We start from the raw sequence: 21,119 nt of genomic DNA, 5'->3' as shown, positions 1-21,119 counted from the left end.
AGAACCTGAGCATGAACCGACGCCCCCACTACCGAACCCGACTCGAGGCCGCGTTCGCCGGCGCCGTGAGCGACGAGCCCGGCTCGGCCTCGGCTGTTGGAATCGAAAGGGGTTTGAAGGGGCGGCGGCTACGAGAAAGTGCGAGCAGGGATAGCCAAGTCAGGCCAACGGCGCAGCGTTCAGGGCGCTGTCTCGTAGGAGTCCGCAGGTTCAAATCCTGCTCCCTGCATTTTTCCGACTCGACCGCACGGAAGAGTCGTGAAAGTGTAACGTCAGGTTTGAGCCACGGGAGTCGGAGCGACCGAGCGCTTGCGAGGTCGAACGTCTCCCGCGGGTTCGAATCCTGCTCCCTGCATCCACTTCTCACTCGTCGACGGATCGATACCGACGAGCCGTCCGTCCGCGGTGGACGGTCGACTCGAGTCGGACGCTCCGGACGACGCGAAACGATATCGACTATCGATTCCACGTCGGCGGGACAGATCCTCGTCCCGTCGTTTACCGTATTTGGAGGACACAATGAGTAGCAAAACCAATCCGAGGCTCAACGATCTCATCGCCGAGTTGAAGTCGACGTCCCGCGAGACGGACGCCGACGTCTGGCGAGACGTCGCGGATCGACTCGAGAAGCCCCGGCGTACCCACGCCGAGGTCAACCTGGGCCGTATCGAGCGATACGCACGCGAAGAAGAGACTGTCGTCGTTCCCGGCAAAGTGCTGGGCTCCGGCGCCTTACAGAAAAACGTTACCGTCGCCGCCGTCGACTTCTCGTCTTCGGCGGAGACGAAGATCGAACAGGTCGGCGAATCAGTACCGCTCGAGCAGGCGCTCGAAGCAAACCCCGAGGGTTCCGACGTACGGGTGATCCGATGAGTATCGCAGAATTCGACGCGGACGTCGTCGTCGACGCCCGTGACTGTATCCTCGGTCGCGTCGCCAGCGAAGTCGCCCAGCGTTCCCTCGACGGCGAGCGCGTCGCCGTGGTCAACGCCGAAGACGCCGTCATCACCGGCGACAAGGAAGACGTCTTCAGCACGTACCGCAAGCGACTCGAGCTGGGGTCCGACCGCGGTCCCTACTACCCGAAGCGACCCGACACGATCTTCAAGCGATCCATCCGGGGCATGCTGCCCTACAAGAAGCCACGCGGCCGCGAGGCGTTCGACAACGTCCGCGTCTACGTCGGCAACCCCTACGAGGACGACGACGACCGCGAGGCCGAAGTCCTCGAGGGAACGTCGCTGGACCGACTTTCGAACATCCGCTTCGTCCACCTGGGCGAAGTGTCCGATCAACTCGGTGCTAACGTCACATGGTAACGAACACGAGTGGAAAGAAAAAGACCGCCGTCGCCCGCGCGACCGTCAACGAGGGCGAGGGACGCGTCCGCATCAACTCCAAACCAGTCGAACTGGTCGAACCGGAGATGGCCCGGCTCAAGATGCTCGAGCCGTTCCGCATCGCCGGCGAGGACCTGCGCAGCGAGATGGACATCAACGTCCGCGTCGAAGGTGGCGGAATCAGCGGACAGGCCGACGCCGTCCGCACCGCGATCGCACGCGGCATCGTCCAGCACACCAACGACGCGGAGCTTCGCGACGCGTACATGGAGTTCGACCGCTCGCTGCTGGTCAACGACGTCCGGCAGTCCGAACCGAAGAAGTGGGGCGGCCCGGGCGCTCGGGCTCGCTACCAGAAGTCCTACCGCTAAGGTGATCCACGCATGATGGTACCGGTCCGGTGTTTCACCTGTGGTAACGTCGTCGGCGAACACTGGGAGGAGTTCGACGAACGAGCCAACGAGGGCGACGAGGACCCACAGGAGGTCCTCGACGATCTCGGCGTTGACCGCTACTGCTGTCGGCGCATGCTCGTGAGTCACACCGACCTGGTCGACGTCGTCTCCCCATACCAGTAACATGCAACAACAACACAACCGCTACGAGAAGGCCCGAATCCTCGGCGCTCGAGCGCTGCAGGTGTCTTACGGCGCACCAGTGCTGGTCGAGACGGATCAGTCCCAGCCGATCCTCATCGCTGCCGAGGAGTACGACGCCGGAGCGCTTCCGTTCACGGTCAAGCGAGGGAACAAATGACGCTGATCACCGACGTTCGACTCCGACGGATTCTCGATTCGCGCGGAAACCCGACGGTCGAGGCCGATGTCGTCACCGAAAGCGGCGGCTTCGGCCGCGGTGCCGCACCGAGTGGCGCCAGCACGGGCGAGTACGAGGCTGTCGAGCGACCGCCGAGCGAGGCGATCGCCGCGGCCCGCGAACACGCCGTGCCCCGACTCGTCGGTGAGGCCTACGCCGGCAACCAGCGAGAGGTCGACTCGATCCTCCGCGCCGCCGACGGCACGGACGACTTCTCCGAGATCGGTGCCAACAGCGCGGTCGCCATCTCGATGGCCGCCGCGAAAGCCGGCGCCGACGTCCTCGGTGCTCCGCTGTTCCAGCATCTGGGCGGCGCGTTCCGCGGCGAGAACTTCCCGATTCCGCTCGGGAACGTCGTCGGCGGCGGCGAACACGCCGCCGACGCGACCGACATACAGGAGTTCCTCGTCGCACCGGTCGGCGCGCCAAACGTCGAGGATGCCGTCTTCGCCAACGCCGCCGCCCACGCCGCCGTCGCTGACCTCCTCGAGGAACGCGACGTGCCGTGTGGCAAAGGTGATGAGGGCGCGTGGGCGCCCTCGATCGACGACAGCGAGGCGTTCGAGATCGTCGACGAGGCGGTCTCGCGAGTCGAAGATGAGGTCGGCTTCGAAGTGAAATTCGGACTCGACGTCGCCGGCGCGGAGCTGTACGACGCCGATTCCGGCGCCTACGAGTACAGCGACACGAGTCGCGACACGGACGAGCAGATCGAGTACATCGCCGATCTGGTCAGCGAGTACGACCTCGTCTACGTCGAGGATCCCCTCGACGAGAACGATTACGAGGCGTTCGCCGAACTCACCGACGAGGTCGGCGACCGGACGCTGATCTGTGGCGACGACCTGTTCGTGACGAACACGGATCGCCTCTCCGATGGCATCGAGCAGGGCGCAGCGAACAGCATCCTGATCAAGCCCAACCAGATCGGGACGCTGACCGACGCCTTCGACGCGATCGAACTCGCGACCGAAAACGGCTACGACTCGGTCATCTCCCACCGCTCGGGCGAGACCGAGGACGCGACCATCGCACACCTCGCCGTGGCGACGGACGCCCCCTACATCAAGACGGGCGCCGTCGGCGGCGAGCGAACCGCCAAGCTCAACGAGCTCATCAGAATCGCAGACGACGCGACATGACAGACGACAACGCATCCCAGGAAGGGCTCGACGCCGCCGAAGACGAGATCGACGAGGAGCCGGCCGAAGGGCCAGGCCCCGCCGCCGATCCCGAGGAGGACGTCGAGCCGGCAGACGAACAGTCCGTAGACGCCGAGGCCGCTGAGGCCGAGGCCGACGCAGAACCAGAACCCGAGGAAGATACGGGCCCAACGCTCGACGACGACGTCATGAGCGACGAGGAGGCCGACCTCCTCATCCCCGTCGAGGACTACCTCGGCGCCGGCGTCCACATCGGGACCCAGCAAAAGACCAACGACATGGAGCGGTTCATCCACCGCGTCCGGACCGACGGGCTCTACGTGCTGGACGTCTCGAAGACCGACGGCCGCATCCGCACGGCCGCGGACTTCCTCTCGAACTACGACCCCGAACAGATCCTGGTCACGTCCTCGCGCCAGTACGGTCGCTTCCCGGCCGAGAAGTTCGCCGAAGCCGTGGGCGCCCGCGCCCGCACCGGCCGCTTCATCCCGGGGACGCTGACGAACCCGAAGTACGACGGCTACATCGAACCCGACGTCGTCGTCGTCACCGACCCGATCGGCGACGCCCAGGCCGTCAAGGAGGCCATCACGGTGGGCATCCCGGTCATCGCGATGTGTGACTCGAACAACCAGGTCAGCAACGTCGACCTCGTCGTCCCGACGAACAACAAGGGTCGCAAGGCCCTCTCGGTCGTCTACTGGCTGCTCGCAAACGAGGTCCTCGACCGCCGCGGCGCCGAGCCGTCCTACTCGCTCGAGGACTTCGAGAGCGGCGTCTGATCGGTTCGAACTGTTACGTTGTTCTGTTTCGTTTTCTCGACGATATCCGAGTAGCCGGAGCGGCGACGCCGCTCGAGTCGACGGCACTGAACAACAGAGTTACGTGACCGCCGGCGCAACGAGGGCGTATGAATCCGATCGATTCGCTGTTTCACTTCGAGCGGGAGAAGATCCCGCTACCGGTCGCGCTCGCGACGGGGACGTTGATCGCGCTCTTTGCGGTTGGCGTTCCGTACCGCGTTCTCGTCGGCTTCTAGGAGCGGGCTCTCGAGTGGCCCCCCTCACGACGCTATCGGGCGTCCGCTATCGCGTGCACTGCTGCGTCAGCGGGAACGCACACTGCGCCGCCGGAAACCGTCGGGGCCGTCCACAGATGTATTTCATCGTCGTCCATTAGCGCGTACGACCACTCGCAGTCGCCGGTGTCCGCGTCGAAGGCACAGACGCCGGATTCGACGGTGGCGTAGCAACTCTCGTCGGCGACGACGCCGCGGAAATCGCCCGGGATGTCCGCCGTCGCTTCCCAGACGACGGTTCCGCTGTCGTCGTCGACGGCGATCAGCCGCGTTCTGTCGGCGAGATAGACGTACTCGCCGCGGATGGCGGGACTCGAGTCGATTCTCGCTTCCGTCTCGATCGTCCAGAGTGGGTCTCCCGAGGCGACCTCGATCGCGGTAACCCACGTCCGACACCCTGCAAGCGTCGCTGCACAGATGCCAGCACCGGTTCCGAGCACTCGTCGCCGCGTCGTCTTCCGTCGATCCGTCGGTTCCCGTTCGGCCATTCGGACCGGTTTCCGTCGGAATACTATGTAAACAACAGGACGAGCGGTTCGGATTTCGGAACGGGATCGGTGACCCCCTCACGATCGGCTGCTCGAGTGACGGTGACGACGGTTCCGGCCGCCGTCGGTGCGGTCGGCGGCTGGGTGATCGCCCACCGAATCGACCCCGACTCGCTGGCGTTGCTCGGTAGCCTGCTGTTGGTTCCGCTGGGACTGTCTCTGATACGCTAACGCTACTCGAGGACCGATTCGTACACGCTCCGAAGCCGTTCGCCCATCGTCTCGACCGTGTACGCGGCGAGTTGTTCCCGTCCGTCCGCGGGGGCGCCGGACTCGAGGACGCTCGCCAACTCGGACACCAGGTTTCTTTCGCCCAGCGTTACCGCGGAGTTCGAGACGTCGCCGAGCACCTCCCGGGCGAAGCCGACGTCGCGCGCGACGACCGGCGTGTTGCACGCGGCGGCCTCCTTGACGGTCATCGGACCGCTCTCGAAGCGCGAGGTGACCAAGACCGCGTCCGCGGCGTTCAGGTAGGCCGGCATCTCCTCGTACGGCCGGTTGGCGACCGTCTCGAGGACGACGTCGTCGGCACCGACGTCGCAGTCGGGGCTGCGCTCGAGCGCCTTCGCCGCGCCGTCGACCACGCGCTCGGCGAGCGGGTAGTTCTTCTCGTCGCGCGAGGGCGGGTAGGGAAAGAGGACGATCCGCCGGTCGTCGTCCCAGCCGACGCGTTCGCGGGCCGCCGATTTCGACGTCGGTCGAAACGCGTCGGTGTCGACGGGGAACGGAATCACGTCGCAGGGACGGTCGACGCGTTCGGCCATCGCGTTCGAGGGGACGATCACGCGGTCGGTGCGGGCGACGGCGCGCCTGATCAGGGGTTCGTAGGGGTTGGCGCGGTACTCGCCGCCCCAGAGGGTGCAGACGACGGGCGGATCGCCGCTCGCTCGGCGCGTCCGGTTCGTCCGTCCGACGCCCGGGAACGCCGAGGCAGCCACCGCAAACGGGACTGTCAGCCCGTAGTTGGCGTGAATCAAGTCGTACTCGCCGCGCGCCTCCCGAAGCACCTGCGGGAGGTACCGGGCGTACTCGGCGCCCGTCCGCTGGCGTACCTCGTCGTCGACCGCCCGGTGTTCGCCCGGCACCGGGAGCGTCGTCACCTCGATGCCGGCCGACTCGAGCGCGCGTCGCTGGGACTGGTAGAAGCTTCGCCAGGCGGTCGTGGTGAGACTCAGGACGCGTATCATGGGCGGGAGGGGTCGGACGGACGGCTATCCGGGGACGAATCGAGGCCGAAACTCGAGTCGGTCTCGAGACGCGCTCGTGAGACGGCATCCGCGTCGGAATCGGAGGGCGGATCGGTGCTCGGCGCGTTCGCTCCAGACTCGCACTCGCGGTCGTCCGGCACCGGCTCGGAGACGTCCTCGAGGAACTGGCTGAGGACGTACTGCGTGACGTCGATTTTCGTCGCGAGGAAGGCCTCGCGTCGCTCCGCCCAGTCCGACGCGGCGGTCGGATCGCGATAGAGGCGCGTCAGCTCGCGGATCGCTGCCGTTTCGCGCTCCGTGTGAAACGATCGGACGAGGTCGTACGCCGCGAGCTCTCGGAACTTCCCCATCTCCGAATCGCCCGCGAAGGGGCTGATCCGGACGGTCGGCGTGCCGAGAAGGCCGGCCTCGAGCGTCGTCGTCGCGACCTCGCCGACGACGAGGTCGGCGAACGCGAGCAGGTGGTGGAAGTCGGCCGGCGGGACGGGCAGCGGTTCAGCGCCGGTCGGCAGCGGGCCGTCGCCCTCGTCGGCGACGAAGACGCGGCCGTCGGCGGCGAGGTCGTCGACGATTTCGTCTCGGCCGTCGGGGGAAATCCCCGCTTTGCCGATGTCGTGGTTACCGTTCCACGCGCCGAAGCGGAGGACGGCGTACCGCTCGTCGGGGTCGATTCCGTTCTCGCGAAGCCGTTCCGGATCGGGTTCGAATCGATCCGGATGCAGGTACGCCAGTTCGTGGTAGCCGGGATAGCTGACGTGCTCGTCGTCGTACGTCTCGCGGAAGCTATCGGGCGTGTAGAGGACGTCGGTAAACGGGATGGTGAGTCGGTTTCCGCCGTTGATCGCCGTCTCGGTGTCGACGTAGACGTGGCTCTCGGCGCCGATCAGTTTCCCGACGTGGGTCGCGGCGATGCCGTGGCTGGTCAGGATGTAGTCCGGGTCGATCGCGCGCGCTCGTCGGAGGAGCCGAAGTTCGTAACGCACCTGCGTCAGACCGAGGCCGAACCATCCCCGCGGCTCCCCGCAGAGCATCTCGTGGTCGATCTCGTATGCGTCGAGCAACGCCCCCACGACCCCCTTTTCCCGGGCGAACACGAACACGTCGTGGCCCGCCGACTCGAGTTCCGCCACGACGTGCTTGAAGAAGTGAACGTTCGCCGCGTGCTGTATCGTGATCACGATGTCCATCGCTCGTACTCGGTTCGTCCGTCTCGAGCAGCGTCCGTTACTACCCACTCGATAGAATAGTCGCGCGCGTTGAAACGGTCGACGGCGACGTGAAACGGTCGTGAAACGACTGTAACTCGGAACGCGGATCGCTCGACGACCCTCACGCCGCCGCGACGACGGGTCGACTGACGCCGCTACCGACTCCCGCTCGCCTGGTCGAACAGTTCGCCGAGCAACTCGACCGCGTCCGCCGCCGTCGTCCCGAACACGAACGTCGCCGGCTCGATTCCGAACGCGCCGCGGTGGTAGGCGACTCGAGGGACCGCCCCCCGCTCCCCGAACCGTTCCCGGAGGTGTTCGCCCCGGTCTTCGTACGCCGCGTCGAACTCGAGCGGCTCGTACCCCAGCTCAGCGGCCGCCGCGAGAACGTCGTCGTCCGTCGCGACGTTGAGCGCGCCGCGGACGTCGGGATCGGTATCCAGCGCGGCGAGAACTGCGGTTGCGACGTGTTTCGACGCGCCGAACTCCGGATTTGCGGGAATCTCGATCCGGCCGCTCATCGCGTAGATGCGGCCGGGAATCGCCGCGACGTCGGTCTCGTCGCGCGCTTCGGGGAGCGCCATGCCGATGTTCGTTCCGACGTTCGGGATCAGCGCCGCCATGCCGGGCGTCGACGCGAGCGTCCGCGCGGCCGTTCGGACGTTTGCGAGCGCGTCGCGTTCGGCGCGAACGTCGGCGTCGAGGCCGCGAACGCAGAGGTCACAGCCGAGCCCCCGCAGCGCGGGCATCTCCTCCTCGTGGAGTTCGCAGATCGGGCCGCGGTCCTCGAGCGTGCGGATCAACGCGAGGAGTTCCGCCAGCGCGTCGTAGCCGTCCATCTCGCCGTCGGCGAGTCCGTCGGCGATGCGCTCGACCGTGTCGACGGTCTCGGGATGGTCGCGAAAGCGGTCGTCACCGCCGCTCTCGCCGGCGACGTACTTGCTGACGGCGGCCTGCGTAACGCCCAGTTCGGCCGCGATTTCCTGTTGGGTCAGGCCGCGGTCGGCCAGTCGGGTCGCCAGCATCGCCCGCACCGTGGGGAGAAAGCGGTCGACGACGAGTTCGCTCGGGAGGACGAGAGACATATACGACCGGATTGTGATGACACGGGCATAAATCCGACTACAGCGGTCGTCGCCTCGACGTCGCGGGACGGATTCACCCCCGGTCGGCCCGCCGCTCCGCGTCGAGGGCGTCACGCAGCCGGTTCGCGACGAGTTCGACGCTCACGACGAGGACGAGGATGGCGACGACCGCCGCCATGACGCCCGTGTAGTTGCGCGCGTTGAAGGACATGAACAGCGGGTAGCCGATCCCGCCGGCGCCGACGATGCCGAGCACCGAACTCTTTCGCGCGTTGATCTCGAGGTAGAACAGCGTCCAGGCGACGTAGGCGGTCGTCACCTGCGGGAGTCGAGCGGCCGTCGTCGTCGCGAGCAGGCCCGCCCCGCTCGAGGCGACGGCTTCGACGGGCGCGCGGTCGATCTCCTCCATCTCATCGGCGAAGAGGCGTCCGAGGTCGCCGACTGTTCCCATCGCGATCGCGAGCGCGCCGGCGACGGGGCCGAGCCCGGCGAGGACGACGAACAACAGCGCGTACACCATGCTCGGGACGGCGCGGACGCCGCCCAGCAGGAGCCGAACGGGCGCGTGAACGAGCCGCGGCGTCACGTTGCTCGCGCCGAGGATCCCGAGACAGATCGCGATCGGGAGCCCGACGGCCGTTCCGACGGTCGCGATGGCCAGCGTCTCGACGGTTGCCGTCGCCAGCGACGGCCCGTCGGCCTGGAGCTGCGCCCAGAGCTCGGCGGGCGCCAGCATCTCCTCGAGCAGGACGGCTCGCAGGTTCTCGCGGTGGGCGTAAAGGTAGGCGACGTCGAGTCCGATCCACCGCGCGGCGCCCGTGACGAGCGCGAGCGCGACGGCGAACGCGCCGATTCGGATCGCGAGCCGGCGGCGCAGGTGCGCCTGAACGCGGTCGAACTCCTCGCCGACCGCGGCGTCGCCGTCCGATCCGCGGTCGGGGGTCGGTTTCGATCGCGGGCCCGGTCGTGATTTCGCTTCCGACGCGTTCGCCGCCGTGGCGGCGCCTCGACTCTCGGCTCGATCGGCGTCGGTACGTTCGTCCGCGGAGTCAGTCACGGTACACCTCCGCGATACGGTCGGGATCGACGTCGTCGGCCGGTGCGTCGAGGGTGAGACGCCCCTCCGCGAGCCCCAGGAATCTGTCTGCGACCGCGTCGGCCAGCCGAGGCTGATGAAGGCTGACGAGGCCGATCACCCCCTCTCGGCGGACGACCGCCGCGAGCCGATCCAGGACGTGCCGAGCGGTCGCGGGATCGAGCGAGGCGACCGGCTCGTCGGCCAGGAGGACGCGCGGCTCCTGGTGGAGCGCGCGGGCGACGCCGACGCGCTGGCGCTCGCCGCCCGAGAGGTCGCCGACGCGGCGGGTCGCGTACCCGTCCAGATCGACGGCGTGCAGCCGCTCGATCGCCGCGCGTTTCTCGGCCGGGGCGTGCCAGCCGACCAGTTCCCGCCAGAGCGGTTCGCGGGCGAGCCCGCCGTCGAGGACGTTCTCGAGGGCGGACTTGCCGTCGAGCAGTGCGCCCGCCTGAAAGACGAGCGCGACGTCGGTCGCGTCGAGGGGCTCACCGTCGAACCGGATCGACCCCCCGTCTGATTGCTCGAGGTCGTTCAGGCATCGAAGTAGGGTCGTCTTGCCGGCGCCGGAGCGACCGACCAGCACCGCGAGCGAGCCGGGCTCGAGCGAGAACGAGACGTCCGTTATCGCCGTCTCGTCGCCGTATCGTTTCTCGAGGTCGGTGACGGTGAACATCGGGGTCGTGGGTGGCGGGGAGTTCGATTACTCCTCGTCGTCTCCGTCTCCATCGTCGCCCTCGGCCTCGTCGAGCGTCTCGATATCGACGCCCATCTCGTCGGCGATGTCGCGGACGTGGTCGTAGAGGTCGGGATCGAACTCGCCGTACTCGTCGACGCGGTGGTCCGAGAGGGCATCCTCGGGCGTGTCGACGATACGTTCGGCAAGGGCCTCTCGCACGTCCTCGGGTGTCTCCGGCTTCGCGACGATCACGTCGAACGGGATCGGATCGCTCTCGGCGATCTTGACGATCTCGTCATCGTCGTCCGGGTGCTCGAAGTCGCCGTAGGCCGCGGCGTCCACGTGGCCCTCCTCGAGCACTCGCAGGGCGGAGTCGTGGCTGCCGGCCCAGTGGATGTCGAAGTCTTCGGGTTCGGTTTCGATATCGCCGACGTGGAACCCCTCCTGCGAGAGCCGGTGGCGGGGGAACATGCCGCCGCTTGCGGACATCGGGTCGACCATCGCGATCTCCGCTCCCTCGAGGTCGTCGAGCGTCTCGATGTCGGTCTCGGCTCGCGTCGCGATGTACGTGTGATAGGAGTCGGAGCCGTGGGACCAGTTGATCGCCAGCGGGTGGGCGTCGTCTTCTTGGGCGAGCACGAAGATAAACGGCGAGAGGTTCGCCAGTTCCGTGTGGCCGTGGACGACGCTCTCGACGACGCCGCTGTAGTCGGTCGTCGGCACCCCCTCGACGCCCTCGAGTTCGTCGAAGCCGTCCGCGATCCACTCGAAGGTCCCCGCGTACTGCTCCTCGAGCTCGGTCTCGTTCTGGAACGGCGGCAGTCCGAACTCGATCTCGCCGTCGGCCCACGCGGCGACGGGATACTCGTCGGGATCGATGTCGCTGCGTCCGAAATCGCCCAGACAGCCGGCGGTCGCGGCCGTGGCGGTCCCCGCTATCGCACCGAGGTACGCTCTCCGGTTCATAGCCCCGCTGGGAACCACCCGAGCATAACACTCACGAATATCACCGTGCCCCTTCAGCGGACTGTCAAGAACGCGTTCCCGGGAATCGCCCCGGCTCCCGCGTCGACCGACGCGAGAAGATAGCTATTAACCGTCGTCGTGCAAACGGCCGGGCATGGCAGTTTCGAGCGCTCCCGGCAAGGTGTATCTGTTCGGGGAGCACGCGGTGGTCTACGGCGAGCCCGCGGTTCCGTGTGCGATCGAGCGACGGGCGCGGGTCGGCGTCGAGCAACGATCGGACAACAAGCTACGGATCCACGCGGAAGATTTGAGCCTCGACGGCTTCACCGTCGAATACGCCGGCGGCGCGAACGACCGTCCCGACATCGACGCCTCCGAGTCGCTGCTCAACGCGGCGATGGGTTACATCGACAGCGCGATCGAGCAAGTGCGGGACGTGACCGACGAGGGCGACGTCGGCTTCGACGTGACCATCGAGAGCGACATCCCGCTGGGCGCAGGGTTAGGGTCGTCGGCGGCCGTCGCCGTCGCCGCGATCGACGCCGGAACGCGAGAACTGGGCACGACGCTCGAGACCGACGAACTCGCCGATCGGGCCTATCGGACCGAACACGAGGTCCAGAGCGGACAGGCCTCCCGGGCCGACACCTTCTGTTCGGCGACCGGCGGCGCCGTCCGCGTCGAGGGCGAGGACTGCCGTTCGCTCGAGGCGCCCGACCTCCCGATCGTCGTCGGCTTCGACGGCGGCGCCGGCGACACGGGGAAACTCGTCGCGGGCGTCCGCGAACTCCGCGACGAGTACGGTTTCGCGGCCGACACGGTCGATGCGATCGGCGACGTCGTCCGCAACGGCGAGCAAGCGCTCGCCGACGGCGACGTCGAGGAACTCGGTCGCCTGATGGACTTCAACCACGGGCTGCTCTCGGCGCTCGGCGTCTCCTCGCGCTCGCTCGATTCGATGGTCTGGGCGGCTCGCGACGCCGGCGCCCACGGCGCGAAGCTGACGGGCGCCGGCGGGGGCGGCTGTATCGTCGCGCTGGATCCGACGGACGAGACCGAGACCGCGCTGTCGTACACGCCCGGCTGCGAGGACGCCTTCCGCGCCGCGCTCGCCGAGACGGGGGTGGAGCGACTCGAATGATCGTCCTGAAACTCGGCGGCAGCGTCATCACCGACAAGGACCGCCCCGAGACGCTCGACGGCGACGCCCTCGAGCGGGCCGCCGACGCCGTGGCGACAGCACTCGGCGAGGGCGGCGAACGGCTGGTGATCGTCCACGGCGGCGGGAGCTTCGGCCACCACAACGCCAGCGAACACGGGATCACGACGACCGAGGGCACCCGCGACGCCGCCGCCGCGCTCGACGTCCACGGCGCGATGAAGACGCTGAATCAGTTCGTCCTCGGTCGGTTGCTCGAGCGCGACGTCGACGCGGTGCCGGTTCACCCGTTCTCGACGGCTCACCGCGATGCCGAGGGCGACCTCGTCTTGCCGACGGGCCAGATCGAGACGCTGCTCGCAGACGGATTCGTGCCCGTCCTCCACGGCGATATGCTCGCCAACGCGGCCGCCGGCGGTGGAACCGGCGGCGACGACACCGACGGCGCGACCGTCGTCAGCGGCGACGAACTGGTGGCGTCGCTGGCTCGCGACCTCGAGGCCGACCGCATCGGCCTCTGCTCGACGGTCCCGGGCGTCCTCGACGACGAGGACGCGGTGATCGAGCGGATCACGGACTACGACGCGGTCGAATCGGTACTGGGGGCCAGCGAATCGACCGACGTGACGGGCGGGATGGCCGCGAAAGTGCGGGCCTTACTCGAGTTAGACGCCGAGGCGTCGATCTTCGGCCTCGAGGAGCTGGCGGCGTTTCTCGAGGGCGAGACGGTCGGGACGACGATCGACTAATCGCCTCGCTGGTCACATGGCCTTTCTTGGCGTAGGATAAAGCGGAGTGGTGTAGACAGACCACCTATGAGCATCGTTGCCGAATTCAGCCTCTCGACGGAGGAGTTCGTCTTCGGCTCGGCCCTCTCGACGGCCGAGGACATGCAGATCGAACTCGAGGCGATCATTCCGACGGGGCCGCGACTCGTGCCGTACTTCTGGGCGACCGGCGACGGGTTCGAGGGGTTCGAACGAAACGTGCTCTCGGATCCGTCCGTCGAGAGCATCACGCAACTCGATCGGATCGATGACACGGCGCTGTATCGCACCGCGTGGGGCACCGACGTCGATAGCCTCCTGCAGGGGCTCGCCGATACCGAGGCCGTCGTGCTAGAAGCGATGACGGCGGACGACGGCTGGCACTTTCGCGTCCGGTTCTCCGACCGCCACCTGCTCGGGCAGTTTTACGATTACTGTACCGAGCGCGGTATCGATATCGACATCGAGCGGGTTCACGCGCTCTCGGAGGCCTCCCGCGCCGGACGCGTCTTCGACCTCACGCCGGAACAGCGCGAAGCGATCGTGCTCGCGGTCCGGTGGGGCTATTTCGCGGTCCCTCGAGAGACGGATCTCTCTCAGATCGCCGACGAGCTCGGCATCTCTCAGCAAGCGGCCTCGAAGCGGGTGCGACGCGGCGCGGACAAGGTCTTGCGAGGTGCGCTGCTCGACCCGGGGACCTGGACCTGATCGGATGCCCGTCTCGCCGCCGCCACCCGGCCTACTTAAACTGGTTGTTATTACTACCCTGACCCCGATTTGTGTACACCTCAAACACGATTTATGATGGACGGAAATCGTCGCGAGTGCGATCAGCTGGGGAATCTCTTTCAGGCGCTGTCGCACCCGATCCGGCGAGCCGTCGTGCAGGTCGTCGAGCACGACGGAACCGACCCGACGGACGTCGAGTCACTGTGTGCGGTGTGCGAGGACGTTGACGACGTCGACCGGCTCTCGGGAGGCTCGTCGACAGCAAACGGAACCGAGAACGCGCCGTCGCTCGACGATCCGTCAGTCTCGAACTGGAACCGCGACCGCGAACGGACTGCACTCGAGTCCGCCCCCCTCGAGACGGCGCTGCATCACCACCACTTGCCGAAACTCGCGAGCGTCGACGTGATCGAGTACGACCTGCAGTCGAGGACGGTTACATCGGGCGACAACGGCGACCTCGCCGCCGACTTACTGCAGACGGTCGCGGGCGAGCCGGACGGCGCGTCGTGCTGACCGGCGGCGACCGCGTCCCGTCGCGACGAACTCGGCGCCGTTGCCGTCGCCGTCGTCTCGCGTCGCTCAGTCGAACAGCACGCGCTCGACGATGGGCCGGAGGAACGTCCCGCGACGGCTCTGCTTGGAGTGGACCAGCAAGACGGGTTGTTCGATGGCCGCGGCGAGGCGATCGGAGCGCTGTTCGATGACCAGATCGGGGAGCCGTCGGTGGGTCATCGTACTGAGCATGACGACGTCGGCCGACTCGAGTTCCCGAGAGAGCCCTTCGACCGAGTCGTCGGTGCGGATGATCGTCGACTCGACGGGCACGTCGACGAGGTCGTCGAGTTCGTCGTGGTAGTCCTCGATCGTTTCGACGAGTTCGTCGGGCTCGTCTTCGCCGACCGCGTAGAGGAACCGGACGCGAGCGTCGAGGACGTGGGCCATCGCGTCCGCGAGTTCGACCTTGAGCGGGTCGTTGAACGGGCTTCGGTCGGTGACGATGGCGATCTCTTCGACGGTGACTCGCTGCTCGTGCTGGACGAAGACCACGTCGCAGGGGGCGTGGTCCATGATCCAGTCGGTGTCGCGCCCGAACAGGGTGCCGAGCCGGCTGGTCGCCTCCTGGCGCGCCAGGATGAGGTCGGCGCCGGTTCGCTCGGCGAAGTTGACGACCGCGTGGCGCGTATCGTGGCTGACGATCTCGCCGACCTCGACGGGCACCTCGAGGTAGCGAACGAGTTCGTCGGTGCGCTCTTCGAACTCGAGGTCGGCCTCTGAGACGTCTTCGGCGGCGGTGTCGAGTGGCACCTGATCGGGTACTTCGTCGAATCTGACGACGCGGATTCGCCCGCCGCGGCGGCTGACGATCGGGGCGGCCATCTGGATCAGGGCGTCTTCCTGTTCGCGGGTGACGTCCTGGCGGATCGGGATGAGGACTTCGTAGCGGTCGTCGTCCTGCAGGGCTTCTTCGGTGTCCTGGACGAACTGTTTCCCGGCTTCCCGGCGTGCGAGGCCCTTCGCGACGCCTTCGCGGTCGATGTTGTCCTCGGCGTACCACTTGAACCAGAGGAAGCCGAAGATCACGATGGCGATCGAGCCGACGATCTCCCGCGTCTCCATCTGCGTGATGATGAAGATTCCCGAGACGATCCCGAACAGCTGGACCCAGGGATAGCCCGGCGTGTGGAAGTCGGGGTTGTACCACTCGAGGTCGCGCTCGCGGAAGGCGATCAGGGCGCCACAGACGAGGATGTAGACGAGAATCTGGAACGCGCCGGCCATTTTCGCGATCTCGTCGACGTTCTGGGTGGCGACGATGAAGATGATGATCGCGCCGGTGGTGAGGATGGCGACGGTCGGCGTGTTAAAGCGCGGGTGGATGTACTCGAACTTCTTCAGGAAGAGATCGTCGCGGCTGAGCGCGAGCGGGTACCTCGAGGCGGTCAGAATGCCGGCGTTGGCGGTGCTGACGAGTGCCAGCAGAGCCGCGAGGACGATCGCCCCGACTGCGAATCCGCCGATCGGAATCCCGCCTACAGTGACGCCGCCGAACAGGATTTCGGTCGCTTCGGCCATCGGTTCTTCCGTGCCGACCAGTTGGTCTCCCTCGATGACGCCGACGAGAACGAACACGAGCAAGGCGTACAGGAACGCGGTGACGCCGAGCGAGATTGCGAGCCCCAGCGGCAGGTTCCGGCCGGGGTTTTCGATCTCCTCGGCGACGGCGGCGACCTTCGTCACCCCCGCGTACGAGACGAGGACGAGCGCGGTCGCCGTGAGAATTCCGTCGATCCCCTCGTCGAAGAAGCCGTCGTAGTTCGCGCCGTCGACCTGCACGATCGTTGCGGCGACGAACACACCGAGGATCACGAGCATGACGACGACCATGATCGACTGGATCCCCCCGGTCTGTTTGACGCCGATCAGGTTGATGGCGATGAAGATGATCGCGAACGTGATCCCGAGGGCCCGGACGCCGGGGATCGGAAGCGTCGCGTCGAGGACAGGGATCGCGAGATCCCAGGTCGGGAGTTCGCGAACGAAGTCGATGTAGAACATGCCGCCGTAGAGTGCGAGCGATCCCTTCAGCATCAACATCAGCCAGGTTCCGAGTCCAGCGATGGTCCCGAACGACGGTCCGAGACCCCGTTCGATGAAGACGTAGTCACCGCCGGCCTCGGGCATCGCCGTCCCCAACTCGGCGATGCTCAGCGCCGCCGGAACGACGAGAATCGCCGCGATCACGAACGCCAGGATCACGGCCGGCCCCGCCTCGGCCATGGCGACGCCGGGTAAGATGAAGATCCCGCTGCCGATCATCGCTCCCATGCTGATCGCGATTACGGCGAACAACCCCAGGTCGCGCTCGAGATCCTTCGTCATTGCCCGCCGGTTTCGGACGGAAGTTAAGAAAGCTTGCTATTCAGGAATCGAGTGTACCCTTTCTCCATACTAAATAAAAATCTGGCAAGAAATATTCTGAACGAGAGCCCATTCGATCACTACTAGGTCGACTTTCGTGCTACCGAGTGGCACGAAACTGTCGTGAATCGGCTGCTCGCATCGCTTGCCCGGTCGCCGCTCGAGTCGCCGTCGGCGCCGTCACCGCCGCGTCGGCTGCGGGGGTCGAACACGGGACGGCGAAGGGGTCCCGGACGTCGCCGCCTAACCCACTGCGTTTTTAACACCCCGGCGTGTAGGGGCCAGTAGCGAAACCCGCGGGCAAGTGCGTGTGGCGTCCACGACGACGTGGATGGCTGGGGACGACCGTCCCCCCGTGCGCATAGCGGGATGGCCGACGCGCTGTAAGACGCCGGGGCCGTACAACCGGGAGTCCGCGGACCGTTTCGATGAGAGTCCACAACGCGACTTTCAGTACAACGAACTATGGAAATCGAAATCGCAACAATCGGCGGCTACGAAGAAGTCGGACGGCAGATGACTGCCGTCCGCGCCGGTAACGACGTCGTCATCTTCGACATGGGACTGAACCTCTCGCAGGTTCTCATCCACGACAACGTCGAAACCGAGCGGATGCACAGTCTCGATCTGATCGACATGGGCGCAATTCCGGACGACCGGATCATGAGCGACCTCGAGGGTGACGTGCAGGCAATCGTGCCAACGCACGGCCACCTGGACCACATCGGTGCCATCTCCAAACTGGCCCACCGCTACGACGCACCCATCGTCGCCACGCCCTTTACGATCGAACTGGTCAAACAACAGATCGAGGGCGAGCAGAAGTTCGGTGTCGAAAACGACCTCGTCAAGATGGACGCCGGCGAAACGATGTCGATCGGCGACTCCGGTACGGTCGATCTCGAATTCGTCAACGTCACCCACTCGATCATCGACGCGATCAACCCGGTCCTGCACACGCCCGAAGGCGCAGTCGTCTACGGACTGGACAAGCGCATGGACCACTCGCCGGTGCTCGGCGACCCCATCGACATGGAGCGCTTCCGCGAGATCGGCCGCGAGGGCGAGGGTGTCCTCTGTTACATCGAGGACTGTACGAACGCGAACAAGAAGGGCCGAACGCCCTCCGAGAGCGTCGCCCGCGAGCACCTCAAGGACGTCCTCTACAGCATGGAGGACTACGACGGCGGCATCGTCGCCACGACGTTCTCGAGTCACATTTCGCGCGTGACGAGCCTCGTCGAATTCGCGAAGGACATCGGCCGCCAGCCCGTCCTGTTGGGTCGGTCGATGGAGAAGTACTCCGGCACCGCCGAACGACTCGACTTCGTCGACTTCCCCGACGATCTGGGGATGTTCGGCCACCGCAAGTCCGTCGACCGCACGTTCAAGCGGATCATGAACGAGGGCAAGGAGAACTACCTGCCCGTCGTGACCGGCCACCAGGGCGAGCCACGCGCGATGCTCACCCGGATGGCTCGCGGCGAGACGCCGTACGAACTGGACGACGGCGACAAAGTCGTCTTCTCGGCCCGCGTCATCCCCGAACCGACCAACGAGGGCCAGCGCTACCAGGCCGAAAAACTGCTCGGGATGCAAGGCGCCCGCGTCTACGACGACATCCACGTCTCCGGCCACCTCAATCAGGAGGGCCACTACGAGATGTTAGACGCACTGCAGCCCCAGAACATCATCCCCGCTCACCAGGATCTGAAGGGGCTGTCGGGCTACGTCAACCTCTGTGAGAGCGAGGGGTACCAGATGGGCCGAGACATCCACGTCTCGCGCAACGGCAACCTCATCCAACTCGTCGACTGATATGACAACTCCCGAGGCACGAGAGGAGGCGGTACTCGAGGCGGTCCGAGAGCGTCGCGAGCGCGTCAACGGCGCCATTCCGGAGGAGCTACCGATCAAGCGGCCCGAACGGCTCTACGAGGCGTCTCGCTACCTGCTCGACGCGGGCGGCAAGCGACTCCGCCCGACCGTTCTGCTGGCAACGGCCGAAGCGCTCGCTGACGTCGACCCCCTGGGCACGGACTACCGACAGTTCCCGACGCTCGAGGGCGACGAAATCGACGTGATGAACGCTGCCATCAGCGTCGAGGTCATCCAGTCGTTTACGCTGATCCACGACGACATCATGGACGACGACGACCTCCGTCGCGGGGTCCCCGCCGTCCACAAGGAGTACGACCTCGAGACGGCGATTCTGGCGGGCGACACGCTCTACTCGAAGGCGTTCGAGATCATGCTCGAGAGCGGCGCTGACGCCGACCGGATGGTCGACGCGCTCGACGTCCTCGCGACGACCTGTACGAAGATCTGCGAGGGGCAATCGCTCGACGTCACCTTCGAGGAGCGCGACGGCGTCACCCCCGAGGAGTACCTCGAGATGGTCGAGCAGAAAACCGCGGTGTTGTACGCCGCCTCGGCCTGTCTCCCCGCCATCCTGATGGGTGCAAACGACGAGACGGTCGAAGCGCTCTACGGCTATGGGCTCGACATCGGCCGCGCCTTCCAGATCCAGGACGACGTCCTCGACCTGACCGTCCCGAGCGAGAAACTCGGGAAACAACGCGGCAGCGACCTCGTCGAGAACAAACAGACGCTGATTACGGTCCACGCCCGTGAGCAGGGTCTCGATATCGTCGATCTGGTCGATACGAATGACGTCGACGCGGTCACCGAGGCCGAAATCGACGACGCCCTCGCCGAACTCGAGGCGGTCGGCTCGATCGACTACGCCAACGACAAGGCCCGCGAACTCGTCGAACAGGGGAAAGACCGACTCGAGGTCCTCCCCGACAACGAGGCCCGCGAACTGCTCTGTCAGCTGGCGGATTACCTGATCGAGCGCGGCTACTAGAACGGCGGTATCGGTCGGTGCGTTTTCGGATCCGTTGCTCGATTCGCCTGCGTCGGCGAATCGATTTCCCATCACCTCGGAGACAAATAATCGCACCTGGGTCCCGAAACGAACTGAAATTAAACGGTATCCGACACCGAAACCCATTATTTCGCGGCAATATTCTCACATCAGAAGATATTTCATAATAGTGTCCATTGGGATTCGAGCATGAGTGAGGGCAACTCATTCATTCGGAGACGTTCGGTGTTGACTGCTGCTGGAACGGTCGGCGTCGCCGCGCTGGCCGGCTGTACCGGTAGCAGCAGCGGACCGACGGTCGACGTCGTCGAGAACGAGTACGAGGACGAACTCGAACTGGACGACCACGAGGTGGAAAACGACGAGGTCCTCGGAACGAACGCCGCGGTCCTGGAGGGAACGATCACGAATACGGGAGAAGAGACGGTTGAGTAGCGATCGGAGCGGAGTTCTACGACTCGGACGAAACGCTCCTCGATGAGGACGAACCGTCGGAGTTCTCCGCAGACGAGACGATCGAACCGGACGCGAGCGTCCAGTACAGCCAGGCGATCCAGGGCGACGCGGACGACGTCGCCACCGTCGAGGTCCGGATTCTGTCGGTGTAGGTCGACCCCCTCGAGCCGTCGTCTCGAGAGTCGACTCGTCCGGCGTACACCGGCGAGGTTTTGAGCGGGGCGTGAATACGGTTCCCTACGACTATGGACGACGAGTTACGCGAGCGGATCGAGCGCGAGGCGGAGAAACACGCGCTGTTGAACGCCGTCAAACACGAGAGCGACGCCGACGTCGGCGCGATTATGGGGCCGCTGATGGGCGACAACCCCGACTTTCGCCAGCACGGCGACGAGGTACCGGGCATCGCCGGCGGCGTGATCGGCCGCGTCAACGACCTCTCCTACGAGGAAAAACGCGAGCGGCTCGAGGAACTGGCCCCCGAGGAACTCGCCGAAATCGAGGCCGAAGACGAGGAGGACGAACACGATCTGCCTTCGCTCCCTCACGCCGACGACTACGACGAGGTCCGGATGCGCGTCGCGCCCAACCCCAACGGCCCGTGGCACGTCGGCCACGCCCGAATGCCCGCCGTCATCGGCACCTACAAGGAGCGCTACGACGGCTGGTTCTGCGTCCGCTTCGACGACACCGACCCCGAGACGAAGCGCCCCGACCTCGAGGCCTACGACGACATCTTGGAGGACCTCGAATATCTCGGCTTCGAGCCCGACGCGACCTATCGGGCCAGCGACCGCCTCGAGACCTACTACGATCACGCCCGCGAACTGATCGACCTCGGCGGCGCCTACACCTGCTCCTGTTCGGGCGAGGAGTTCTCGGAGCTGAAGAACAGCGGCGAGCCGTGTCCCCACCGCGACAAGGACGTCGAGACCGTCCGCGAGGAGTTCGAGGCGATGGTCGACGGCGAGTACGAGAGCGGCGAGATGGTCCTCCGGGTGAAGACCTGTCTCTTATACACATCTCTGAT

Annotated in this window: 25 protein-coding genes and 1 tRNA gene; 18 read left to right on the top strand and 8 right to left on the bottom strand. The window is 66.1% G+C overall.

The features are described from left to right. Positions 1 to 144 precede the first annotated feature (144 nt). The 9 genes from C493_RS19865 to C493_RS24100 all read left to right on the top strand — a co-directional run bounded on the left by C493_RS19865 (position 145) and on the right by C493_RS24100 (position 4,358). Positions 145 to 229: transfer RNA gene (locus tag C493_RS19865), tRNA-Leu, on the top strand. Positions 230 to 519: 290 nt separating this feature from the next. After that, positions 520 to 873: a 50S ribosomal protein L18e gene (locus tag C493_RS19860; protein ID WP_007261287.1), complete on the top strand. Its 354-nt coding sequence runs from the start codon at positions 520 to 522 to the stop codon at positions 871 to 873. Continuing rightward, positions 870 to 1,319, top strand: coding sequence for a 50S ribosomal protein L13 (locus tag C493_RS19855; RefSeq protein ID WP_007261286.1), 450 nt, complete (start codon positions 870 to 872; stop codon positions 1,317 to 1,319). The genes C493_RS19860 and C493_RS19855 overlap by 4 nt, the downstream gene beginning before the upstream one ends. Then, positions 1,313 to 1,711 carry a 30S ribosomal protein S9 gene (locus tag C493_RS19850; protein ID WP_007261285.1) on the top strand — a complete coding sequence of 133 codons (399 nt, stop codon included), beginning with the start codon at positions 1,313 to 1,315 and terminating at the stop codon, positions 1,709 to 1,711. Before C493_RS19855 ends, C493_RS19850 begins: the two co-directional genes overlap by 7 nt. A gap of 12 nt (positions 1,712 to 1,723) precedes the next feature. Continuing rightward, complete coding sequence (locus tag C493_RS19845) at positions 1,724 to 1,918, top strand: DNA-directed RNA polymerase subunit N (protein ID WP_007143648.1); 195 nt, start codon at positions 1,724 to 1,726, stop codon at positions 1,916 to 1,918. Between the two features lies 1 nt (position 1,919). Continuing rightward, complete coding sequence (locus C493_RS19840; RefSeq protein WP_007261284.1) at positions 1,920 to 2,096, top strand: DNA-directed RNA polymerase subunit K; 177 nt, start codon at positions 1,920 to 1,922, stop codon at positions 2,094 to 2,096. Beyond that, the gene (eno, locus tag C493_RS19835; RefSeq protein WP_007261283.1) at positions 2,093 to 3,298 is read left to right on the top strand and encodes a phosphopyruvate hydratase; all 1,206 of its coding nucleotides are present in this window, start codon (positions 2,093 to 2,095) and stop codon (positions 3,296 to 3,298) included. Before C493_RS19840 ends, eno begins: the two co-directional genes overlap by 4 nt. After that, positions 3,295 to 4,101 carry a 30S ribosomal protein S2 gene (gene rpsB, locus C493_RS19830; RefSeq protein ID WP_007261282.1) on the top strand — a complete coding sequence of 269 codons (807 nt, stop codon included), beginning with the start codon at positions 3,295 to 3,297 and terminating at the stop codon, positions 4,099 to 4,101. The genes eno and rpsB overlap by 4 nt, the downstream gene beginning before the upstream one ends. A 128-nt stretch (positions 4,102 to 4,229) precedes the next feature. Then, a complete protein-coding gene (locus tag C493_RS24100; protein WP_007261281.1) occupies positions 4,230 to 4,358 on the top strand; it encodes a hypothetical protein in 129 nt (42 codons plus the stop codon). A 32-nt stretch (positions 4,359 to 4,390) separates the two neighbouring features. Here the strand turns inward: C493_RS24100 and C493_RS19825 are convergent, their stop codons facing one another. Then, complete coding sequence (locus tag C493_RS19825) at positions 4,391 to 4,885, bottom strand: outer membrane protein assembly factor BamB family protein (RefSeq protein ID WP_007261280.1); 495 nt, start codon at positions 4,883 to 4,885, stop codon at positions 4,391 to 4,393. Positions 4,886 to 4,954: 69 nt separating this feature from the next. On the opposite strand from C493_RS19825, the gene C493_RS23165 reads away from it, so the two are divergent. Next, positions 4,955 to 5,116, top strand: coding sequence for a hypothetical protein (locus tag C493_RS23165; protein WP_161606921.1), 162 nt, complete (start codon positions 4,955 to 4,957; stop codon positions 5,114 to 5,116). Positions 5,117 to 5,118: 2 nt separating this feature from the next. Here the strand turns inward: C493_RS23165 and C493_RS19820 are convergent, their stop codons facing one another. From C493_RS19820 to C493_RS19795, 6 genes are all read right to left on the bottom strand, one after another. Continuing rightward, positions 5,119 to 6,132, bottom strand: coding sequence for a glycosyltransferase family 4 protein (locus C493_RS19820; RefSeq protein ID WP_007261279.1), 1,014 nt, complete (start codon positions 6,130 to 6,132; stop codon positions 5,119 to 5,121). After that, a complete protein-coding gene (locus tag C493_RS19815; RefSeq protein ID WP_007261278.1) occupies positions 6,129 to 7,340 on the bottom strand; it encodes a DUF354 domain-containing protein in 1,212 nt (403 codons plus the stop codon). Before C493_RS19815 ends, C493_RS19820 begins: the two co-directional genes overlap by 4 nt. Positions 7,341 to 7,516: 176 nt before the next feature. Beyond that, on the bottom strand, positions 7,517 to 8,446 hold the full coding sequence (locus tag C493_RS19810) for a thiamine-phosphate synthase family protein (RefSeq protein ID WP_007261277.1): 930 nt from the start codon (positions 8,444 to 8,446) through the stop codon (positions 7,517 to 7,519). Between the two features lie 73 nt (positions 8,447 to 8,519). Further along, positions 8,520 to 9,503 (bottom strand): phosphonate ABC transporter, permease protein PhnE, encoded by a 984-nt coding sequence (gene phnE, locus C493_RS19805; protein WP_007261276.1) that lies wholly within the window; start codon positions 9,501 to 9,503, stop codon positions 8,520 to 8,522. Then, the gene (locus C493_RS19800; RefSeq protein ID WP_007261275.1) at positions 9,496 to 10,197 is read right to left on the bottom strand and encodes a phosphonate ABC transporter ATP-binding protein; all 702 of its coding nucleotides are present in this window, start codon (positions 10,195 to 10,197) and stop codon (positions 9,496 to 9,498) included. The genes phnE and C493_RS19800 overlap by 8 nt, the downstream gene beginning before the upstream one ends. A gap of 27 nt (positions 10,198 to 10,224) precedes the next feature. Further along, positions 10,225 to 11,166 carry a phosphate/phosphite/phosphonate ABC transporter substrate-binding protein gene (locus C493_RS19795; protein WP_007261274.1) on the bottom strand — a complete coding sequence of 314 codons (942 nt, stop codon included), beginning with the start codon at positions 11,164 to 11,166 and terminating at the stop codon, positions 10,225 to 10,227. Positions 11,167 to 11,320: 154 nt separating this feature from the next. On the opposite strand from C493_RS19795, the gene mvk reads away from it, so the two are divergent. From mvk to C493_RS19775, 4 genes are all read left to right on the top strand, one after another. Then, positions 11,321 to 12,307, top strand: a complete 987-nt coding sequence (gene mvk, locus C493_RS19790) for a mevalonate kinase (RefSeq protein WP_007261273.1) — start codon at positions 11,321 to 11,323, stop codon at positions 12,305 to 12,307. Further along, entirely contained in the window at positions 12,304 to 13,074 is a 771-nt protein-coding gene (locus C493_RS19785; RefSeq protein WP_007261272.1) for an isopentenyl phosphate kinase, read from the top strand. Before mvk ends, C493_RS19785 begins: the two co-directional genes overlap by 4 nt. Before the next feature lie 66 nt (positions 13,075 to 13,140). Beyond that, a complete protein-coding gene (locus C493_RS19780) occupies positions 13,141 to 13,800 on the top strand; it encodes a helix-turn-helix domain-containing protein (protein ID WP_007261271.1) in 660 nt (219 codons plus the stop codon). Between the two features lie 96 nt (positions 13,801 to 13,896). Continuing rightward, the gene (locus C493_RS19775; RefSeq protein ID WP_007261270.1) at positions 13,897 to 14,337 is read left to right on the top strand and encodes a DUF7344 domain-containing protein; all 441 of its coding nucleotides are present in this window, start codon (positions 13,897 to 13,899) and stop codon (positions 14,335 to 14,337) included. A 66-nt stretch (positions 14,338 to 14,403) separates the two neighbouring features. Here the strand turns inward: C493_RS19775 and C493_RS19770 are convergent, their stop codons facing one another. Further along, a complete protein-coding gene (locus C493_RS19770) occupies positions 14,404 to 16,704 on the bottom strand; it encodes an amino acid permease (RefSeq protein ID WP_007261269.1) in 2,301 nt (766 codons plus the stop codon). A gap of 504 nt (positions 16,705 to 17,208) precedes the next feature. Between C493_RS19770 and C493_RS19765 the strand changes: the two genes are divergently transcribed. The 4 genes from C493_RS19765 to C493_RS19745 form a co-directional block, all read left to right on the top strand. After that, the gene (locus C493_RS19765; protein ID WP_007261268.1) at positions 17,209 to 18,561 is read left to right on the top strand and encodes a ribonuclease J; all 1,353 of its coding nucleotides are present in this window, start codon (positions 17,209 to 17,211) and stop codon (positions 18,559 to 18,561) included. A gap of 1 nt (position 18,562) precedes the next feature. Next, the gene (gene idsA3, locus C493_RS19760) at positions 18,563 to 19,612 is read left to right on the top strand and encodes a geranylfarnesyl diphosphate synthase (RefSeq protein WP_007261267.1); all 1,050 of its coding nucleotides are present in this window, start codon (positions 18,563 to 18,565) and stop codon (positions 19,610 to 19,612) included. A 210-nt stretch (positions 19,613 to 19,822) separates the two neighbouring features. Further along, on the top strand, positions 19,823 to 20,068 hold the full coding sequence (locus tag C493_RS19755; protein ID WP_007261266.1) for a hypothetical protein: 246 nt from the start codon (positions 19,823 to 19,825) through the stop codon (positions 20,066 to 20,068). 266 nt (positions 20,069 to 20,334) lie between these two features. After that, the coding region (locus C493_RS19745) for a glutamate--tRNA ligase family protein (RefSeq protein ID WP_007261264.1) at positions 20,335 to 21,119 on the top strand (785 nt) is incomplete at its 3' end.

Origin of the sequence: Natronolimnohabitans innermongolicus JCM 12255 (genome assembly GCF_000337215.1) — an archaeon.
GTDB lineage: Archaea > Halobacteriota > Halobacteria > Halobacteriales > Natrialbaceae > Natronolimnohabitans > Natronolimnohabitans innermongolicus.
Note: the sequence above shows the minus strand (reverse complement) of the source record. Positions and strands in the feature narration are given on the sequence as shown.

Coding starts and splice junctions, on each gene's coding strand:
- C493_RS19840 (WP_007261284.1), top strand. CDS start 1,920: ATGCAACAACAACACAACCGCTACGAGAAGGCCCGAATCCTCGGCGCT.
- C493_RS19845 (WP_007143648.1), top strand. CDS start 1,724: ATGATGGTACCGGTCCGGTGTTTCACCTGTGGTAACGTCGTCGGCGAA.
- rpsB (WP_007261282.1), top strand. CDS start 3,295: ATGACAGACGACAACGCATCCCAGGAAGGGCTCGACGCCGCCGAAGAC.
- mvk (WP_007261273.1), top strand. CDS start 11,321: ATGGCAGTTTCGAGCGCTCCCGGCAAGGTGTATCTGTTCGGGGAGCAC.
- C493_RS19850 (WP_007261285.1), top strand. CDS start 1,313: ATGGTAACGAACACGAGTGGAAAGAAAAAGACCGCCGTCGCCCGCGCG.
- idsA3 (WP_007261267.1), top strand. CDS start 18,563: ATGACAACTCCCGAGGCACGAGAGGAGGCGGTACTCGAGGCGGTCCGA.
- C493_RS19780 (WP_007261271.1), top strand. CDS start 13,141: ATGAGCATCGTTGCCGAATTCAGCCTCTCGACGGAGGAGTTCGTCTTC.
- eno (WP_007261283.1), top strand. CDS start 2,093: ATGACGCTGATCACCGACGTTCGACTCCGACGGATTCTCGATTCGCGC.
- C493_RS19860 (WP_007261287.1), top strand. CDS start 520: ATGAGTAGCAAAACCAATCCGAGGCTCAACGATCTCATCGCCGAGTTG.
- C493_RS19785 (WP_007261272.1), top strand. CDS start 12,304: ATGATCGTCCTGAAACTCGGCGGCAGCGTCATCACCGACAAGGACCGC.
- C493_RS19810 (WP_007261277.1), bottom strand. CDS start 8,446: ATGTCTCTCGTCCTCCCGAGCGAACTCGTCGTCGACCGCTTTCTCCCC.
- C493_RS19820 (WP_007261279.1), bottom strand. CDS start 6,132: ATGATACGCGTCCTGAGTCTCACCACGACCGCCTGGCGAAGCTTCTAC.
- C493_RS19800 (WP_007261275.1), bottom strand. CDS start 10,197: ATGTTCACCGTCACCGACCTCGAGAAACGATACGGCGACGAGACGGCG.
- C493_RS19755 (WP_007261266.1), top strand. CDS start 19,823: ATGAGTGAGGGCAACTCATTCATTCGGAGACGTTCGGTGTTGACTGCT.
- C493_RS19855 (WP_007261286.1), top strand. CDS start 870: ATGAGTATCGCAGAATTCGACGCGGACGTCGTCGTCGACGCCCGTGAC.
- C493_RS19795 (WP_007261274.1), bottom strand. CDS start 11,166: ATGAACCGGAGAGCGTACCTCGGTGCGATAGCGGGGACCGCCACGGCC.
- C493_RS19765 (WP_007261268.1), top strand. CDS start 17,209: ATGGAAATCGAAATCGCAACAATCGGCGGCTACGAAGAAGTCGGACGG.
- C493_RS19775 (WP_007261270.1), top strand. CDS start 13,897: ATGGACGGAAATCGTCGCGAGTGCGATCAGCTGGGGAATCTCTTTCAG.
- C493_RS19770 (WP_007261269.1), bottom strand. CDS start 16,704: ATGACGAAGGATCTCGAGCGCGACCTGGGGTTGTTCGCCGTAATCGCG.
- C493_RS24100 (WP_007261281.1), top strand. CDS start 4,230: ATGAATCCGATCGATTCGCTGTTTCACTTCGAGCGGGAGAAGATCCCG.
- C493_RS19825 (WP_007261280.1), bottom strand. CDS start 4,885: ATGGCCGAACGGGAACCGACGGATCGACGGAAGACGACGCGGCGACGA.
- C493_RS19815 (WP_007261278.1), bottom strand. CDS start 7,340: ATGGACATCGTGATCACGATACAGCACGCGGCGAACGTTCACTTCTTC.